The organism is Xenorhabdus doucetiae (genome assembly GCF_000968195.1).
In the GTDB taxonomy this organism is placed as follows: Bacteria; Pseudomonadota; Gammaproteobacteria; order Enterobacterales; family Enterobacteriaceae; genus Xenorhabdus; species Xenorhabdus doucetiae.
On record NZ_FO704550.1, the window covers coordinates 2,686,363 to 2,704,034 of the forward strand.

The window sequence follows — 17,672 nt, forward strand, 5'->3', positions numbered from 1 at the left end:
TTAACGATTACCACCACCATGACGCTGCAATTGGTCACGCAGATTCGGTGGCGTACCTTTAATCGTTAATGTATCGGTTACCGGGTCCCAAAAAATGCGCTCCCCCATCAGCATGGCATCAAAGTTGATGGTTAACCCGCCCCCACTGCCGGCAAATTTTGTCAATTGACGCAATGTTCCGCGATCGGCCGGAAAACTATCTGCCAATTCATAACCCTTTTCCTGCGAAAATTGCTGAAAATTTTGCTCTCCCAATGCAGGCAATTCTTGGGACAGTTCTTGCAGCTTAATCTCCTCGCCGGCCTGTAACTGCTCATTACAGTAACCATAAACTTGCTGCCGATAAGCCTGACGCTCATTTTTATCCAACTGCGCCGACTCACAATAATCATCCAATGCCTGCAACAAACCTTTATTTTGCACTTTGGTATTCATGCCTTCGCTCGCAGCAAGGAAATCCATAAAAAAGTCCGAAACCTTGCGCCCTACCCGTCCTTTTAAGAATGTCAGGTAACGACTGGATTCGGGATTAGTTTCCCATTCAGTCAGATCGATTCTTGCAATAATATCAGCATGGGGAATATCAAGATATTGCGTTGTATTGACATCGAGTTCGTCATTGACGGATGTGCTGTTACAACTATTCAGCACTGCAATCAGCAAATATTCCACGGCAAGATAGCGATATTGACAAAACAGTACCGTTCCCCCTTCCGCGAATGGATACTTTGCCAACTCATCTTTCAAGCGAACAGTTGCAGCCCGACTAAAACCGAGAAAATCTTCATCTCCTTTACGCAAATGACGGAGAGATCCCGCCAGCTCACTTTCCTCATTAAACAAACCGTAAGCCTTACTTTTTGCGCTATATACGCGATGCAACTCTGCCATCATCTCCTCAACCACTTGATTGGTATCCAGCAAAGCATCACGTAAAATCACTTCCAAGGTTTGTTCATCACGTTTAATCAACCGATGTAACGCGATCTGGGTAATTTCCAGACTCATTATTTATACTCCTTTTGCAGCTTTGGCCATATGGCCGTGCGGTTAGCGGCGTATTCAAACATCGTTATCTTTCTGCTGCAACCAAAAACCAAGGCGGTTAAAAAACGCCCATCATTTGGCTACCAACCTTCAACATCGCAAAGATTAAAATGATGCAGCATAGTCAATATTGACAACAACTCCGGCAGCAGCGAATTAATTTGTCATAAAAAAGCAGAAAAAGCCCTCTCTATACGGTAAGATATGGGGCTTTGTACATTCAGGATTTTTGATTTATGCCACAGTCATCTCGCTATAGCGATGAAAAAGTTGAACATTTATTAACTGAATTAGTAAATGTTTTCGAGAAAGACCATACTCCAACTGACCTGACCTTAATGGTTTTGGGTAATATGGTAACGAATTTGATCAATACGAGTATTGCTCCCGCACAACGCAGACATATTGCAGACTCGTTTGCACACGCGTTACAGTCTTCAATCAACGAAGATAAAGCGCATTAATCTCATTAATACCTTGACGTAAAGAAATATGGTGACTAGCTGTCAGCATTACCGCGAAAAAGTTTCTCAGATGATCAGTTGGGGGCACTGGTTCGCACTGTTCAACATTATGTTCAGTCTTGTGCTGGGCAGTCGCTATCTATTTGCATCTGACTGGCCGGGTTCACTGTTTGGTCGCATCTACGCGCTGGTCAGTTGGCTCGGCCATTTCAGTTTCATTGTCTTTGCCATCTACTTACTTATTTTATTTCCGCTGACATTTATCGTTATATCTCAGCGGCTAATGCGATTTCTTTCAGCCGCATTGGCAACGGTAGGTTTAACGCTGCTAATCTTTGATTCTTCCGTCTATGTGCGCTTTCACCTGCATTTAACCCCATTGGTTTGGGATTTAGTCACCAACCCAGAACAAGGCGAATTAGCCAGAGAATGGCAACTGATGTTCATCTGTATCCCACTGATTTTCCTGATACAGATGCTTTTTGGCACATGGAGTTGGCAAAAATTACGCAGCTTAAATCGTCAACGATTTGGTAAGCCACTAGCAGCCGTCTTTATTACTGCGTTTATCGCTTCACATTTGATGTACATCTGGGCGGATGCCAATTTTTATCGTCCGATTACCATGCAGCGCTCAAACTTGCCAATTTCTTATCCAATGACTGCACGCAAGTTCCTTGAAAAACATGGCTTGCTGGATCATCAAGAATTTCAACGCCGCATTAACCAACAAGGCAATCCCACCGCCTTGAGTGTCAATTATCCACTGAATAACTTGTCTTATCGGGATGCCGGGCGTGGCTATAACTTACTTTTACTTGTCGTGGATGGATTGAATAATCAAGATATCAGCCATGATATGCCAACTCTGGCACACTTCGCGAAGAGCAATATCCAGTTCACACAACATTTCAGCACAGGCATGCAAAACGATACGGCATTGTTTGGTTTATTCTATGGCATATCATCGGGTTATCTGGACGGCATCCTTAACGCCAGGAAATCATCCGCACTGATCGATTCCCTGACCCATCAAGGGTATCAATTTGTCCTCTTCTCTTCAGATGGATTCCAAACACCACTTTATCGTCAGGCCATACTGGCCGATTATTCATTGCCAGAAACCAAAAAACAAGACGATAGTGTCACTGTAGCGCAATGGAGCCAATGGCTGGATCTACGTAATGGCTCCACACCGTGGTTTTCATTTCTAAATATTAATGGTCTTGCGCCTTCTTCCGGCAAATTTGACAAGAAAGCGCTGGATACCGAAATCAACCATGTTTTAGAGGTCCTGAAAAATAAAGGCGTTCTGGATAAAACGATCATTGTGATTACAGCCAAACAGGGTAAAGAAACAGCCAGTAACAGCGCAAAATGGTTTACCGATGACAAATTCAACCGCGAACAGCTCCATGTTCCCTTGATAATCCAGTGGCCGGGCACCCCGGCACAAACTATCGATAAGCTGACCAGCCATCAAGATATCATGACGACCTTAATGCGTCGTTTATTACACGTGACTAATTCGCCGGACGATTACTCACAGGGCGAAGATCTGTTTAATGCTCAAAGAGAAAACCCATGGCTGATTACGGGTGATAATGGTTCATTAATTGTTACGACGACTAAAAATACCCTCTATATTTCCAAGGATGGGGAATATCATCTGTATGATTTAGATGGCAATGAAGTTCAAGGAGCCAAACCAAACCTTGCCCAATTATTACAGATACTAACGGAAGTGAAACGATTTCTGGCAAACTAATCGTTTAAAAATCAAGCACTCATTAAATTAGGGGCTTGCTTTGTCAATAAAAAACGGTAATATAAGAAAAGTCATCGGCATGTAGCGCAGCCTGGTAGCGCACCGTCATGGGGTGTCGGGGGTCGTAGGTTCAAATCCTATCATGCCGACCAAAATTCCCTAGAAAAACCAACCTGTTAGGGTTGGTTTTTTTATGTCTGAAATTCCACACTGAATCAGCCGGCATCTGAACGCGGACGTCTAACCGGCAACCTTCCGAGATATCACACGGTTCGCCATCGGTATAGTAGACCTTCTCGCCGTCCACGATGGACTTGATCCACTTGTTCTGAAAGCGTCGGGCAAATGGTTGTGCTGACGGTGGTAATGTCGTTATGTCAATAAAAAATACAGGCGGTTGAGTGTGCGCAGGGATTACGAATGAATATTGGTACTCTTCTTCTTAACGCCGTCATTCAGGGAACAGAGGACTACTTTGATTATCTTAATACAAATGCACTTCCCTCAGCATTCTCCTTTTATGAACGGACTGGCTTCATTAGGCTATACCAATCGCCATTGAAGATGCTTGATTTCTTATCCAAACCCGATCATGCTTGCAATCATGAAAATTCATCTGACACCAGAACAAAAACGTGCCCTCGAATTGATGCATGATACCACTCGTGATAGTCGAGTCTGTGATCGCATCAAGGCCGTGCTTTTGGCGTCAGAGGGCTGGACAGCTCAGATGATTGCTCAGGCCTTACGTATTCATGAAACTACGGTAAGCCGTCACCTAAAAGATTTCATCGCGCAGGAAAAACTCACCCCCGAAAATGGCGGTTCTGAAAGCCATCTCTCTGCCAAACAAACCGCCGATCTGGTTGATTATTTGACGGCAAATTTGCTGCATACGACCGCTCAAATTGTGGATTATGTACGAGCTCGTTGGCAGGTGTCTTTCAGCGTGGGAGGCATGACGAAATGGCTTCACCGACAAGGTTTCAGCTACAAAAAGCCAAAGGGCGTTCCTCATAAATTCGATGCGGATAAGCAGCAACAATTTATTGATGACTACCAGTCTCTGAAAGACCGGGCAGGTCAGAATGAACCTATCCTATTTATTGATGCGGTGCATCCTTCGCAGTCCACAAAGCTCAGCTATGGTTGGATGAAAGCGGGGAAAAATCAGGTAAAAGTGGTCGAAACCACCGGCAGTCGTACCCGTCTCAATCTTCTGGGCGCCCTCAATTTACAACGAATTGAAGACACCGTGATCCGTGAATACCCGAGTATCAATGCCGAAAATATCGCGTATTTTTTCGGCGCTATTAGAGAAACTTACCCACTTTCGCAAAAAATTCATATTATTCTGGATGGGGCGGGTTACCACCGGGCAGAATTGGTGAAAGAGGTGGCATATGTCCTTAATATTGAACTGCATTACCTACCGCCTTACAGCCCAAACCTCAATCCAATAGAGCGATTGTGGAAGTATATGAATGAGCAAGTACGTAACAATGTTTATTTTCCGGATGCAAAGACATTCCGTGAAACCCTTCGTCACTTTTTTCATGTCACTTTGCCAGAAAAAGCGAAAGAACTCACGACTAGACTGACTGACAACTTTCAGATTTTAAAACCTGCATCTTCAAGTTAGATTGGTATAAATACTCCGATTGAATTCAAGCCAGTGTCCATATAGTATTTAGATAGCGTAAGTAAAGTAACGCATCGCTTGATACCGTAACGCATTCAGCATAATTGTCAGCATTGATTTGCATATCGATACCGAATTTTTGATACAAAATTACGGCAGCATTATGTTAAAAACCCTGCTATTAGCAGAGTTTTTCTTGTAAGTTTACTGATTATTTTTCTCTTGAGCCTTTAAATATGATGCTCGGTTAGTTGCTCTATTAATGTAATCATTGATAGCTGGACTTATGCTGATACCACATACTTTAGCCCAAAGAAGCGTATGTGACATAAAAATATCCGCTAAAGTAAAGTTATTACCTGCAATCCACTCGCTACCTTTATCAAATTTAAGTTGGTTAATTACTTGCTCGGATTCCTTTCTAAAGTAATTAACTAATTCTAAAGAACGTTTTTTTTCGGAGATAAAAATCAGTTGTTTTAGTAAATTCCAGATTGGAGATTCTAAGTCTGTAAGAGCAAAGCTTAGCCAAGAATTGATGATTGATTTTTCTTTTAAAGCAGTTGGATAAAAATTTTTCTCTGGGTATTTCTCGCATAAATAAAGACATATCGATAATGTTTCTTCTATCGATATATCGCCATCCACCATAAAAGGGACTTTTCCGCGAGAGTGAGGAGATGTAACGCCAGGACTATCGTTAAGTAAATCAACTTTGATCGTATCATACGATACACCAAGCTCTTCCAATGTCCACAAAACTCTTAATGAGCGACTCTTAGGAAAAGTATATATTTTCATGTGAGATCCTTAATTGGAAATGTAAAACTAAGGTGTGTTGACATTTCGTGAGTAAAATTTGAACAAAATCATGATTTGGTATAATTATTTTTGCCAAAAAACAACCCAACCTCACCATTGTTAAAAGTTAGGATGCGTTCAGTACATCCCCTTCACACTGGATAAATGAAAAGCCGCATTTCTGCGGCCTGGATAGGGAGATAATTGTCGTCTTGGTTCAAGTCAAGAACAGACTATTTTTTATCTGCCCGGAAGACGTCGAAATAGTCAGGTGTGACAAGAAAAGGAACAAACTCACCATTAGACAATGATGAGTTGGAAACATCTGATAATCTGAATTTCATTTCCTTAGCCAGATTTATCCCATTTGCCACAAGAGGATAGTCTTTATTTTTCGCACTTGTCATATAAGTTCCAAGGCTAATTAACGTTGGTACAGGTTTGGTTCCCCTCTCCAGAATAATGCTCATCCTGATATCCAGTTTTCCCATCATATCTTTTTGGGCTTTTTTTATTCTATCAAGCACATCTTTTGGGATCACCGCACCCGCATAAGCCTTTTGGTGAGAAAGAATAAATACATCCGCATCATTACCCAATTGACCATCGTCCGGTAATACACCCACAGCGACAGGAATAGTGAAATGTGCATAGGAATCAAATTTCTTACGATAGCACTCCACATACTCGGCATTTTTAAAAATAGTAGGGACTTTCTGTTTTAATTCAATGAGGCTTTTTGATTCTTTACGTGAATCTTCATAGTCATTACAGGATGATACTTCGATATCGATGTCACCCTTAACCAGTTTATGCTCAATTGAGGTGAGATCATCTGTATTTACTTTCGTTTCCACATCAACCTTACAACCGGAAAGAACCAGCGTTGAAGCCGCAATAACTAACCATTTTTTCATTTAAATACCTTTAGATAATTTAAAGTATGTCCATATTGTCATCGCATTTAATCATAAACTCTGCATGATTTTCACTATTTTTGTAACGCCGCCAGCCGTTCGTTATAACAGTTTGTGATGGCGATCTCCCTAGCGGTATTCGGTTTGAACTTAAAAAAGCTCACTCATGACGCAATAGCTTAAATGATAGAGCAAGCTTACCCTCTACTATCATTATTTACGATAATTCTCCATCCAATGTACTGCATAATCCAATATCTCTTTAGCCGGAACAAGCAATGCATTAGCAGAACCAATGGTACCTTTAAGAGTCAATTCTGGGTGCGAATAACAAAAATGTTCAACAATATCCTTAAAATAACCTTGATAAAATTGTTCACAAACGGAATCTACAGTGTCAAATTCCTCTAACATAACCCATACTGTTTGGTTATTTTGCAATAATGGTATCTCCATCTTTCTAATATTCTTGTTTGGAATATTTGCCAATATGTTCAGCATGATGCAAAAGGCTCATAGTGTCATATGGAGCACCAATCATAAGAACTTTTCCCTGATGCTCTACCAATCTGGCAAATGGTGAGTCACTACCATAGCCATAATTTAATGAATGATTTTCGACGAAATACTCAGCATTATTTCCAATAGCAACTACAGAAGCACCAGGATTTTGACTTCGAATAGCTCCTTTAATTGTCCTGACACACTCAGCAAATACACCATGATCTCTGCTTGCTCGTGAAAATGTTCGATCATATGGCATGATTTCTGGTTTTAATTCAGATGGAACATAACCATTAACATCCAGACGATCTTCATAATTTTGTTCCCAATTCGTATAACATAGCAATGTTCCTCCAGCTCCCACTACAGTTAAAAGAGATTGAATAAGATCATCTGCACCATTCAAACAATTGCCAACAGATCGCATAGCGACATGAGCCATAACAACATCGCCTTGTTTTATACCTATTTTTTGTAGTTGTTGAACAAGCATTGTCTTTGACCAATATTTATCTTCGCCTATTTGGATCATATATCTAACCCTATATGTGATTGGGATCGACTGACATTTTGGCTAATCCCTTGTGCCTAAGACTCACTGCCCTTAGCAAGGATATCAAACGATGATGATTCATAAAGAGGATAAAAAACAACACAACAACTAAAAAATTAATATATTGATTTTAAAAGAATTAAATCAAATAGCCGTCGTTTAAGGTTGGTTTATTGCATATTCTTCCATTTGGGTCTACCTTATCTATGTGTACTCAAAATCCTACTTGTTTAGTACACCCTCATTTGCTTCTTATTTCGCTCTTCCCCTCCCTGAATTCAGGGAGGGATTTTTGTTATTAAAAAATACCCTAAAACAAAATTTTCCTGTCATCCGTAACCGTATCAAAATCAACGAGAATGATATCTTTTAATAATATCTTCCTGGCACACCTCTGTCATAAATTGAGTATTTATAATTAACTAAATTTGTTATAAATATTTCTACGCAATTCCATTATCAGTAAATTAAGCCTCATTATTTAATGAATATAATAACAAAAAGGTAATTTTACTCATTTTACAGTCAAGTACGGAAAAAATAGGAAATTCATCATGAATATGAAAAAGTCATTACTTTTTGCGGGATTGACAGTTTTTGGTACAATTCCATTTTCCAGTATTGCTGAACCAAATTCAAATCATGGATATATCGACACACCACCAAGCAGAGCACTTTTATGCCAAAAAGGCATTAATAAAAACTGTGGGTCTATCATGTATGAACCACAATCGGTTGAAGGTCCCAAAGGTTTTCCTCAAGGAGGGCCTCCAGATGGACAAATTGCCAGTGGCGGTGTTGGTCAATTCAAACAACTCAATGAACAAAGTGTAGATCGCTGGCATCATGTCACTATCAATAAAGGAATAAACCAATTTAAATGGACAATAACAGCCAGGCATAGTACCACTTCATGGCAGTTTTTTATTACCAAACCTAACTGGGATCCAAACAAGCCTTTAACACGCGCTCAATTTGATTTAAAACCCTTCTGTGAACATTTTGATCATGGCAAAAGACCAGACAAAACTGTCTCTATAAATTGTGATGTTCCTGAGCGCTCAGGGTATCATGTTATTCTCGGTGTGTGGACAATTGCTGATACTGCTAATGCTTTCTACCAAGTTATTGACGCTGATATTAAATAATATTTTTTAATTAATTTGACATATTATTTATCAGTGTTAGTTGAGTACAAAAAGTGCTGGTTATTTACCAGCACTTTTACCTAAAAAATTAAAATATTTTCGGATAAAATATATTTTCCGACTCAATTCCATATATGGAAAAATATGAAAAAATCAACTATTCTTAGAATCGCCAGACCAACAGATAACCTTAATAAAATTGCAGAAATGTATTGTCATGGCTTGAATTTTATTATATTAGGTGAATTCAAAAATCACGACAGTTTTGATGGTATTATGCTTGGTCACCCTAACCACTCCTGGCATCTTGAATTTACTCATCATCACAATACACATGTTGGTAAGGCACCAACTAAAGATAATTTATTAGTATTTTATATAGAAGATAAAGTTGAATGGCAAGAGCAAGTAAAATCAATGCAAGATGCTGGATTTATTCTCGTTCCTTCTTATAACCCTTATTGGGATAAAAGTGGAAAAACTTTTGAAGATATTGATGGTTATCGTGTTGTATTACATCACAGTGCATCAGAGATTTAATTATTTATTTCATCGTTAATTGCTCACTTAAGAGATTATTTTTACCACTTGGATTCGCATATTAAGCGCAACACCGTAATGAACGAAGTAAATGAGTTGGGGTTCCTGTAAATAACTCATTCGGTGTTTTATAATCTCGTGTCTTACGTGGTCGATTATTTAGTCGGTTTGCCACAAGGTTAACCTCCCGCTCTGATACCTTATTAAAATCGGTTCCTTTTGGGAAGTAATCTCTGATTAATCCATTTATGTTCTCATTTATCCCTCTTTCCCAAGGGGAATACGGATGAGCAAAATAAATTTTTGTCTCTAAATTTTTACCGATCCGTTCGTGTTCGGCAAATTCGAGTCCGTTATCAAAGGTAATTGTTTTAACTTTATGTTTTATCATCGATAAATGTCTTGTCGCCGCTTTGGCAACACCTTCTGCTGTTTTATCTTCAAGTTTAATGATGATCGTAAATAACGATTTTCGTTCAACTAAAGTCAATAAGGCACTTTTACGATCTTTGCCAACGATAGTATCCCCTTCCCAATCCCCAATACGCTGCTTTTTATCAACAATTTTTGGGCGCTTATCAATACTGACTCTGTTTTTAATTTTTCCTCTGTGCTCATGGCTTCCATAGCGTTTACGATACGGTTTTTTCGCTATCCTAAGATGTTGCCATAAATCACCGCCATTTATTTTATCTTTATAAATCAATCGATAAATTGTTTCATGATGTAAAGAGATTTTCGCTTCCCGCTTGAGATAACCCACAACTTGTTCCGGACTTAAATCTTGCCAAATTAACTGTTTTATCCACTTTGTTATCTCTGGCGTGATTTTTACGGCTTTTACCTTAGAATGACGGCGTTCTAATGCTTTACGCTGAGCTTGTTCAGGTTCATATTTCTCGGCTTCCCGGTTTCGTCTCAATTCCCGGCTAATTGTTGATGGGGCCCGATTAAGCGACGTTGCAATAAAACGTTGTGTAAAACCGGCTTCTTTTAAGCCGAAAATCTGGTATCTTTCTGTTTCGGTCAGTTGCGTATAGGCCATAGTGCATTTTCCTTTGGCGAGAAAGATGCCTACTATAGCAACTGACCGCCTTTCTTAGAAATTGCACTTACTATGCGAATCCAAGCCATATTAAAAATTTATTCAATTAGGTTATTAGTGATAGTTTTATTAAAGTAGACTTCTATTTTTCATCCCTAATAGCCTAAATAAACCACTATTAATACTTATCTTATGATAAAAACATTTTCTGTTCAGATTCCCTTCGTATACGTAGATCTGTTAATTCGCTCCCATCGGCACGATCCCATTTCAAAAATTCCCCTGCTGCACCTTGGTAATCACCTGCATTCAATTTCTTCAACAATGTTGAATGGGTAAAATTACCGATTCCCAAATTGAAAATAAACGAACATAAAGCATCAAATTGTCCTTGAGTTAGAGGCACTTTAACTAATCGCTCAATGGCTCCATAAATAGAGATAAGATCTTGATGCAAAAATGCTTCAGCCTGTTGCGCAGTAATCACTTGTCCGGGCTTTACTCCCTTTGTATGACCATATCCAATTGTCCACGGCGCTGCTCCAGTGGCGGGATCTGGATAGGCTTTCAACCTCAAACCTTCATAACTTTTGAGTTTATTAATACCGCTTTCACTGATTTCCATTCATCTTCTCCACGGCTAAATTGAGTGCCAGAGTTTATTTTTGTATAAAAAACAACCCACAAACCAAGTGTAGACTAAAAAACAATCAATGAAGCTATTATTGTTAAGGGGTAATAGAGTCGCAACAGAGATAAATGCAAAATAAAATATTAAATTTCAATGAATTATGAACATTTGCAAGATTTTTTTAAATTTTAAAAAAATAATTTAATAAATGCCTTGACTCTTTTTGCTTTGAGCATAAAATCTACCCCAGAATTTAGATTTTCGTGAAGTAAATCACAATTTATAACCCTCAAAGGAAATCATCATGAAATCTGTAAAATCTTTCCTCTCAAATGTACACTGCGTTGTTATCCGGTTATCAGCAACTCATTTTATGTAAGCTCTGCCGCAGCGATGTATTTATTATCTCCCCGCGATGCGAGGAGATAATAGGTTGCTTTCGTCTTGCGAACGGCAACTTGACACCTATGGAATATATTCCATCAGAAATTAGGGTTTACTATCAAAATATTTTTCAACTAAGGCATATAAAATAGCAATGGTTTCAATATCTGGCACGCCGTCATAATATGTCGAACGAAAGTGCATTTGAAATGCTTTGATTAACAATTGAAAGTTTTCTTCTTTTTCTGCGCCAGTAACGTCATAGCCATAGCGTTTAAACTTTTCTAAAATCTCGGCGACATCAGGCAAACGATGATCAAATTGTTCAATATATTTCTGCTTAGTTTCTTCGTCATACCATGCTCCAATTCCCGCATCATATAACTCTTTCCACGGAAAATGGGGACCCGGATCAGTTTTTCTTTGCCATGCAATATCTGAATGCCCGACAACATGAGTTGGCTGAATATCTGGATAACGTTGTAATATATTGATGGCAAGCTCTTTGATCGCATCGATTTGGTCAGGATGATAAGGAGGGAAAGTGAAAATACCATCATCATCACTGGCTTCATTCACAATCTCAATGCCAATGGATGTATCATTTAACCCTTCTCGTCCAGACCAATAACTTATTCCCGCATGCCAAGCCCTTTCAAGTTCATCAACTAAATTGAATATATGAATTTTATCAAACCCAGCAGCCCGATAAGTTGGATCATCTGGGTTTGGAACTAAGTAATGAGCACTGACAAACTCTCCGGTCAATGCCTGAACAGATTTTTCAAAGTTCAGAGCGGTATAGTGCATAACTAAAAAGCGGGAGCGTCTGTTAAAACTTTTAGTTGAGCGGTATGAATTATAATCAATTTTATACATCGTTGTTCTCCTTTATTTTTTTGCTCTATGTAACACTGTAAACGTTTAATTACCTCTAAAAAACATATTTTTTATCACAGTTATAATAAATCAGCAGGCATTTGAATCCACTCTATTCCATTAGATAAAAAAAGACACTTGTCAGGCAAGTGTCTTTTTTTATTACTTCGGTTTCTTTATTTTTAATATTGTGACTTTATCAATTACACACTGATTTAATGAATAATTTTATAGTCAAAAATGAATTACAGATTGCAAGGTAGCGAGTTGATAATAAAAAAAGATGTATCTTGCTTGCGCATAAAACTATACCAACTTAAGGTTCAATTTCAATATCTGTCAGCGGATAACAGCTACAGGGTAAAATTTCCCCTTCATTGACAAACGCCAATGGCTTGCAAGGATATCCTACCTTTCCTTTTACCAGACGAACACGGCAAGAACCGCAATATCCCTGCCGACATTGATATTCAAGCTGAACTTTACCGTGCTCCAGCGCTTCCAATAAATTATCGTGGGAACTTGAAGAATAATGGATGTATAAGCCCTGCCGTGACGGCAGGGTAACTTTATAATCAGCCATATCAGAGTTCGAAACCGCTGAGATCCTCAGTATTGACTTCCGAATCAATCTGACCAACCAAGTAAGAACTGACTTCGACTTCCTGTGGAGCCACTTGAACATTATCAGAAACCAGCCACGCATTGATCCACGGGATCGGGTTAGAGCGGGTTTCAAATGGCAACTTCAAGCCAACTGCCTGCATCCGAATATTGGTGATATATTCGACGTACTGACACAGAATATCTCTGTTCAAACCGATCATGGAGCCATCTTTAAACAAGTAATCAGCCCACTCTTTTTCCTGTTCTGCTGCCTGTACGAACAGTTCATAGCACTGTTGTTCACACTCTTTGGCAATTTCCGCCATTTCTGGATCATCCTGACCAGAGCGCAGCAGATTCAACATGTGCTGCGTTCCCGTTAAATGCAGGGCTTCATCACGGGCAATCAGTTTGATGATTTTGGCGTTACCTTCCATCAATTCACGTTCAGCAAAAGCAAATGAACACGCAAAACTGACATAGAAGCGGATGGCCTCCAGCGCGTTAACGCTCATCAGACACAGGTAAAGTTGCTTTTTCAATTCTCGCAGATTGATGGTGACCGTTTTGCCGGCAACATCATGCGTTCCTTCACCGAACAGATGATAATAGTTGGTCATTTCGATCAGATCATCGTAATACGCGGAAATGTCTTTGGCGCGCCTTAAAATCTGTTCGTTTTCCACAATGTCATCAAATACGATAGCAGGATCGTTCACGATATTACGGATAATATGTGTGTAAGAGCGCGAATGGATCGTTTCTGAAAACGACCACGTTTCAACCCAAGTTTCCAATTCGGGAATGGAAATCAATGGCAAAAAAGCCACATTCGGGCTACGGCCCTGAATGGAATCCAGCAGCGTCTGGTATTTCAGGTTGCTGATGAAAATGTGCTTCTCATGATCCGGCAGCGCGTTGTAGTCAATGCGATCACGGGAAACATCCACTTCTTCTGGACGCCAGAAGAAGGAGAGCTGTTTTTCAATCAACTTCTCAAAAATAGGATATTTTTGCTGATCAAAACGCGCCACATTAACAGACTGACCGAAAAACATCGGTTCTTGTAGCTGATCATTTTTTACTTGCGAAAAAGTGGTATAGGACATAGTTTCCTCAAATTAAATCTTACACGCGCCGCCTTCACAATCGGAATCCGCTGACTCAACAACTTCTTCCAGATCACCCTGAACGTCTTCTGCCCCATCACGGGTGTTGTGGTAATACAATGTTTTCACACCATATTTATAAGCGAGCAGTAAATCTTTCAGCAATTGGTTCATCGGAACCTTGCCATTAGGGAAACGCGCCGGATCATAGTTGGTATTGGCAGAAATCGACTGATCGATAAATTTCTGCATGATCCCTACCAACTGTAGGTAGCCATCGTTGCTCGGCATTTGCCACAGCAGCTCGTAAGCTCCTTTCAGAAGATCGTAATCGGGTACAACTTGACGCAGGATACCGTCCTTGGAAGCTTTTACACTGATATAACCACGTGGTGGCTCAATACCGTTGGTCGCATTAGAGATCTGCGAAGAGGTTTCTGACGGCATCAATGCAGACAGTGTTGAGTTACGCAAGCCATGTTGTTGAATATCACGGCGCAACGCTTCCCAATCCATATGCAGAGGTTCGCTGGTCAGTGTATCCAGTGTCTTTTTGTAAGTATCAATCGGCAAAATACCTTGTGCATAAGTGGTTTCATTAAACCACGGACAAGCACCCTTCTCTTTCGCCAACTCGTTTGAGGCTTTCAACAGATAATACTGAATAGCTTCAAACGTTTTATGAGTCAGATTATTCGCACTGCTATCAGAATAACGTACGCCGTGTTTCGCCAGATAATAAGCGAAGTTAATGACACCAATACCCAGAGTCCGACGTCCCATTGAGCCTTGTTTAGCGGCGATAATGGGATAATCTTGATAATCCAGCAGGGAATCCAGCGCGCGAACAGCCAATTCGGCCAATTCTTCTAATTCAGTCAGGCTTTCGATAGCCCCCAAGTTGAACGCAGATAATGTACACAGCGCAATTTCACCATTTTCATCGTTAATATCGTTCAATGGCTTAGTTGGCAGTGCAATTTCCAGACACAGGTTCGACTGACGCACAGGGGCAATAGCCGGATCAAACGGGCTGTGAGTATTACAGTGGTCAACGTTCTGGATATAAATACGCCCCGTTGAAGCACGTTCCTGCATCATCAGTGAGAACAATTCAACCGCTTTAATGCGTTCCTTACGGATGGTGCTGTCATTCTCATACTGCGTATACAGACGCTCGAATTCATCCTGATCCGCAAAGAAGGCATCGTACAATCCCGGCACATCAGACGGGCTGAACAGAGAAATGTCAGCGCCTTTAATCAAGCGCTCATACATCAGTTTGTTCACCTGTACGCCGTAGTCCATGTGGCGGACACGGTTTCCTTCAACACCACGGTTGTTTTTCAGTACCAACAGGCTTTCTACTTCCAGATGCCACAGTGGATAGAACAGCGTTGCCGCGCCACCGCGAACACCGCCCTGAGAACAGGATTTTACCGCAGTCTGGAAATGTTTGTAGAATGGGATACAACCCGTGTGGAACGCTTCACCGCCACGGATTGGGCTACCCAATGCACGGATACGCCCCGCGTTTACGCCAATGCCGGCACGCTGGGAAACATATTTAACAATCGCACTGGATGTCGCATTGATAGAATCCAGGCTATCACCACACTCAATCAGGACACAGGAGCTGAATTGACGCGTTGGTGTACGAACCCCCGCCATGATTGGCGTTGGCAGCGAAATTTTAAAGGTGGAAACGGCATCATAGAAACGACGGATATAGCCCAGACGCGTTTCTTTTGGATAAGTGGAAAACAGGCACGCAGCAACCAGCATATAGAGGAACTGGGCACTCTCATAAATCTCGCCTGTCACACGGTTTTGGACTAAATACTTCCCTTCCAACTGCTTGACTGCCGCATAGGAGAAATCCATATCACGCAAATGATCAATAAAACTGTCCATTTGCTCGAATTCTTCTTTGGAATAGTCTTCCAGCAAATGTTTGTCGTATTTACCCAAATTGACCATTTTTGCCACATGGTCATACAGCGCAGGCGGCTCAAACTGACCATAGGCTTTTTTACGCAGATGGAAGATCGCCAGACGTGCCGCCAGATACTGATAATCAGGCGCATCACCGGAGATCAGGTCAGCCGCAGCTTTGATCATGGTTTCATGGATATCGGATGTTTTAATGCCATCGTAAAATTGAATCTGGGAACGCAGCTCTACTTGTGATACTGAGACATTTTTCAGACCTTCGGCAGCCCAGGCAACAACCCGGTGAATTTTATCAAGATCAATTTGTTCTTTATGTCCATCACGTTTGGTAACTAGCAGACTCTGGTTCATGGGGAAATACACCTTCTCTCTTTTCGTATCTCACCTATACTCGTTTTTCTTGACCTCTTGGCAGCACGATGCACCCAAGATGACGTTGAGCCAGTTGGGGGCTGAGTTAGCTACAATTCACGACTGTTTTCGCTACGACTGTTTAACGCAAGTTGTTTAACATAAGTCGCTACTACACAAGCTGCTACTACAAGATGACAAGAAACACAATATATAGTGGGAAATTAAAACGGTAATAACAAGATAATGTTATTTTCGGATTTTATCAAGTGTACAAAGTCGAGAAGTTTTGTGGATAACTTGAGGATTAATTTTGGCAAAAAGCCGATAACCTGCGTAGTTACTTGATGTTACTTTCATAAGGCTATCGGCGAAACAGGGAAAATAAAATCTTAAAAATAATATCCAGTTGCCGTTTTATTAATCCCTTAGCGACCTTTGTCAGACAGATCGCGTATGCAGCATATAATTCACGTCGACATTATGCCCAAGGCGAAATTTGTCTGTTAACGGATTGTAATGTAAACCAATAATATGTTGCTCTTTCAGCGTCGTCTTATCGACCCAACTTATCAGTTCAGAAGGACGGATAAACTTTTTCGCATCATGCGTGCCTTTTGGCACCATGTTCAAGATATATTCAGCCCCAACAACCGCCATCAACCAGGCTTTCCGGTTGCGGTTAATGGTTGAAAAGAAAACATGACCACCCGGTTTGACGAGTTTGGCACAGGCATGAACCACAGACTCTGGGTCGGGCACATGCTCAAGCATCTCCAGGCAGGTCACAACATCATAAGCATGCGGGTGCTGCTCTGCGTGGCTTTCTACCGTTTCCTGAACATAAGCAACGGGAATACCGGATTCCAACGCATGCAAACGGGCAACTTGCAGGGGTTCAAACCCCATATCCAACCCTGTCACTTCCGCACCTTCACGCGCCATGCTTTCTGACAAAATGCCGCCGCCACATCCAACATCCAGCACTTTTTTACCAAAAAGGCCGTCAGCATGTTGCAAAATGTAGTTCAAGCGCAGTGGATTGATACGGTGTAATGGCTTGAATTCACCGTCAAGATCCCACCAACGGGAAGCAACGGCTTCAAATTTTTCGATTTCCTGCTGATCCACATTGGCATGGGATGGAATGGGTGAATCGGGAGTTTTGACGTTCATCAGCAATATCGCTCCTGGGTACTGCTTCACAGAAAACTGGTTCACAGCAAACTGATTCACAGAAAATGTAACAGTATTATGGGGATGTGTGACAGAAAACTATTATACATGCCTTAATCTTGAAATACCCGCATCCAGTTTTTATAAAACTATC

17 protein-coding genes and 1 tRNA gene are annotated in these 17,672 nt (G+C 40.7%); 6 read left to right on the forward strand and 12 right to left on the reverse strand.

Annotated features, from left to right (window positions below; translation table 11 throughout):
* Positions 1–1,008 carry a nucleoid-associated protein YejK gene (gene yejK / locus XDD1_RS11710; protein ID WP_045971368.1) on the reverse strand — a complete coding sequence of 336 codons (1,008 nt, stop codon included), beginning with the start codon at positions 1,006–1,008 and terminating at the stop codon, positions 1–3.
* A 275-nt stretch (positions 1,009–1,283) separates the two neighbouring features.
* Between yejK and XDD1_RS11715 the strand changes: the two genes are divergently transcribed.
* The 4 genes from XDD1_RS11715 to XDD1_RS11730 all read left to right on the forward strand — a co-directional run bounded on the left by XDD1_RS11715 (position 1,284) and on the right by XDD1_RS11730 (position 4,921).
* The gene (locus tag XDD1_RS11715; RefSeq protein ID WP_045971370.1) at positions 1,284–1,511 is read left to right on the forward strand and encodes a YejL family protein; all 228 of its coding nucleotides are present in this window, start codon (positions 1,284–1,286) and stop codon (positions 1,509–1,511) included.
* Positions 1,512–1,539: 28 nt separating this feature from the next.
* Positions 1,540–3,279, forward strand: coding sequence for an LPS biosynthesis-modulating metalloenzyme YejM (gene yejM / locus XDD1_RS11720; protein WP_045971372.1), 1,740 nt, complete (start codon positions 1,540–1,542; stop codon positions 3,277–3,279).
* Positions 3,280–3,354: 75 nt separating this feature from the next.
* Positions 3,355–3,431, forward strand: a tRNA-Pro gene (locus XDD1_RS11725).
* A 452-nt stretch (positions 3,432–3,883) separates the two neighbouring features.
* The gene (locus tag XDD1_RS11730) at positions 3,884–4,921 is read left to right on the forward strand and encodes an IS630 family transposase (protein ID WP_045968390.1); all 1,038 of its coding nucleotides are present in this window, start codon (positions 3,884–3,886) and stop codon (positions 4,919–4,921) included.
* 204 nt (positions 4,922–5,125) lie between these two features.
* On the opposite strand, the gene XDD1_RS11735 is transcribed toward XDD1_RS11730, so the two are convergent.
* The 4 genes from XDD1_RS11735 to XDD1_RS19760 all read right to left on the reverse strand — a co-directional run bounded on the left by XDD1_RS11735 (position 5,126) and on the right by XDD1_RS19760 (position 7,675).
* Positions 5,126–5,722 (reverse strand): glutathione S-transferase family protein, encoded by a 597-nt coding sequence (locus tag XDD1_RS11735; RefSeq protein WP_045971374.1) that lies wholly within the window; start codon positions 5,720–5,722, stop codon positions 5,126–5,128.
* A gap of 233 nt (positions 5,723–5,955) precedes the next feature.
* The gene (locus XDD1_RS11740; RefSeq protein ID WP_045971376.1) at positions 5,956–6,639 is read right to left on the reverse strand and encodes a DUF7424 family protein; all 684 of its coding nucleotides are present in this window, start codon (positions 6,637–6,639) and stop codon (positions 5,956–5,958) included.
* Between the two features lie 213 nt (positions 6,640–6,852).
* Entirely contained in the window at positions 6,853–7,080 is a 228-nt protein-coding gene (locus XDD1_RS19755) for an AAC(3) family N-acetyltransferase (RefSeq protein WP_231854397.1), read from the reverse strand.
* 19 nt (positions 7,081–7,099) lie between these two features.
* Positions 7,100–7,675, reverse strand: coding sequence for an aminoglycoside N(3)-acetyltransferase (locus XDD1_RS19760; RefSeq protein WP_052705694.1), 576 nt, complete (start codon positions 7,673–7,675; stop codon positions 7,100–7,102).
* Positions 7,676–8,250: 575 nt separating this feature from the next.
* Between XDD1_RS19760 and XDD1_RS11750 the strand changes: the two genes are divergently transcribed.
* Both XDD1_RS11750 and XDD1_RS11755 read left to right on the forward strand, forming a co-directional pair.
* Positions 8,251–8,844: a lytic polysaccharide monooxygenase gene (locus XDD1_RS11750; protein WP_045971377.1), complete on the forward strand. Its 594-nt coding sequence runs from the start codon at positions 8,251–8,253 to the stop codon at positions 8,842–8,844.
* 144 nt (positions 8,845–8,988) lie between these two features.
* Entirely contained in the window at positions 8,989–9,384 is a 396-nt protein-coding gene (locus tag XDD1_RS11755) for a VOC family protein (protein ID WP_045971379.1), read from the forward strand.
* Positions 9,385–9,445: 61 nt separating this feature from the next.
* Here the strand turns inward: XDD1_RS11755 and XDD1_RS11760 are convergent, their stop codons facing one another.
* The 7 genes from XDD1_RS11760 to ubiG all read right to left on the reverse strand — a co-directional run bounded on the left by XDD1_RS11760 (position 9,446) and on the right by ubiG (position 17,518).
* Complete coding sequence (locus tag XDD1_RS11760) at positions 9,446–10,429, reverse strand: IS30 family transposase (RefSeq protein ID WP_045968417.1); 984 nt, start codon at positions 10,427–10,429, stop codon at positions 9,446–9,448.
* A gap of 190 nt (positions 10,430–10,619) precedes the next feature.
* A complete protein-coding gene (locus tag XDD1_RS11765) occupies positions 10,620–11,054 on the reverse strand; it encodes a lysozyme (protein WP_045971381.1) in 435 nt (144 codons plus the stop codon).
* Positions 11,055–11,549: 495 nt separating this feature from the next.
* On the reverse strand, positions 11,550–12,323 hold the full coding sequence (locus XDD1_RS11770; protein WP_045971383.1) for an N-acetylmuramoyl-L-alanine amidase: 774 nt from the start codon (positions 12,321–12,323) through the stop codon (positions 11,550–11,552).
* Positions 12,324–12,639: 316 nt separating this feature from the next.
* The gene (gene yfaE, locus XDD1_RS11775) at positions 12,640–12,906 is read right to left on the reverse strand and encodes a class I ribonucleotide reductase maintenance protein YfaE (RefSeq protein ID WP_045971385.1); all 267 of its coding nucleotides are present in this window, start codon (positions 12,904–12,906) and stop codon (positions 12,640–12,642) included.
* Between the two features lies 1 nt (position 12,907).
* Entirely contained in the window at positions 12,908–14,038 is a 1,131-nt protein-coding gene (gene nrdB / locus XDD1_RS11780; RefSeq protein WP_045971387.1) for a class Ia ribonucleoside-diphosphate reductase subunit beta, read from the reverse strand.
* Between the two features lie 12 nt (positions 14,039–14,050).
* Positions 14,051–16,342 (reverse strand): class 1a ribonucleoside-diphosphate reductase subunit alpha, encoded by a 2,292-nt coding sequence (gene nrdA / locus XDD1_RS11785; protein ID WP_045971389.1) that lies wholly within the window; start codon positions 16,340–16,342, stop codon positions 14,051–14,053.
* A 441-nt stretch (positions 16,343–16,783) separates the two neighbouring features.
* The gene (gene ubiG, locus XDD1_RS11790; RefSeq protein ID WP_045971391.1) at positions 16,784–17,518 is read right to left on the reverse strand and encodes a bifunctional 2-polyprenyl-6-hydroxyphenol methylase/3-demethylubiquinol 3-O-methyltransferase UbiG; all 735 of its coding nucleotides are present in this window, start codon (positions 17,516–17,518) and stop codon (positions 16,784–16,786) included.
* Between the last annotated feature and the right edge of the window lie 154 nt (positions 17,519–17,672).

Excerpts from the sequence above, each read along its gene's own strand:
- nrdA (WP_045971389.1), bottom strand. The coding sequence starts at position 16,342 with ATGAACCAGAGTCTGCTAGTTACCAAACGTGATGGACATAAAGAACAA.
- XDD1_RS11770 (WP_045971383.1), bottom strand. The coding sequence starts at position 12,323 with ATGTATAAAATTGATTATAATTCATACCGCTCAACTAAAAGTTTTAAC.
- XDD1_RS11760 (WP_045968417.1), bottom strand. The coding sequence starts at position 10,429 with ATGGCCTATACGCAACTGACCGAAACAGAAAGATACCAGATTTTCGGC.
- XDD1_RS11735 (WP_045971374.1), bottom strand. The coding sequence starts at position 5,722 with ATGAAAATATATACTTTTCCTAAGAGTCGCTCATTAAGAGTTTTGTGG.
- XDD1_RS11740 (WP_045971376.1), bottom strand. The coding sequence starts at position 6,639 with ATGAAAAAATGGTTAGTTATTGCGGCTTCAACGCTGGTTCTTTCCGGT.
- XDD1_RS11715 (WP_045971370.1), top strand. The coding sequence starts at position 1,284 with ATGCCACAGTCATCTCGCTATAGCGATGAAAAAGTTGAACATTTATTA.
- XDD1_RS11755 (WP_045971379.1), top strand. The coding sequence starts at position 8,989 with ATGAAAAAATCAACTATTCTTAGAATCGCCAGACCAACAGATAACCTT.
- XDD1_RS11750 (WP_045971377.1), top strand. The coding sequence starts at position 8,251 with ATGAATATGAAAAAGTCATTACTTTTTGCGGGATTGACAGTTTTTGGT.
- XDD1_RS11730 (WP_045968390.1), top strand. The coding sequence starts at position 3,884 with ATGAAAATTCATCTGACACCAGAACAAAAACGTGCCCTCGAATTGATG.
- yejM (WP_045971372.1), top strand. The coding sequence starts at position 1,540 with ATGGTGACTAGCTGTCAGCATTACCGCGAAAAAGTTTCTCAGATGATC.
- XDD1_RS19760 (WP_052705694.1), bottom strand. The coding sequence starts at position 7,675 with ATGATCCAAATAGGCGAAGATAAATATTGGTCAAAGACAATGCTTGTT.
- yfaE (WP_045971385.1), bottom strand. The coding sequence starts at position 12,906 with ATGGCTGATTATAAAGTTACCCTGCCGTCACGGCAGGGCTTATACATC.
- ubiG (WP_045971391.1), bottom strand. The coding sequence starts at position 17,518 with ATGAACGTCAAAACTCCCGATTCACCCATTCCATCCCATGCCAATGTG.
- yejK (WP_045971368.1), bottom strand. The coding sequence starts at position 1,008 with ATGAGTCTGGAAATTACCCAGATCGCGTTACATCGGTTGATTAAACGT.
- XDD1_RS11765 (WP_045971381.1), bottom strand. The coding sequence starts at position 11,054 with ATGGAAATCAGTGAAAGCGGTATTAATAAACTCAAAAGTTATGAAGGT.
- nrdB (WP_045971387.1), bottom strand. The coding sequence starts at position 14,038 with ATGTCCTATACCACTTTTTCGCAAGTAAAAAATGATCAGCTACAAGAA.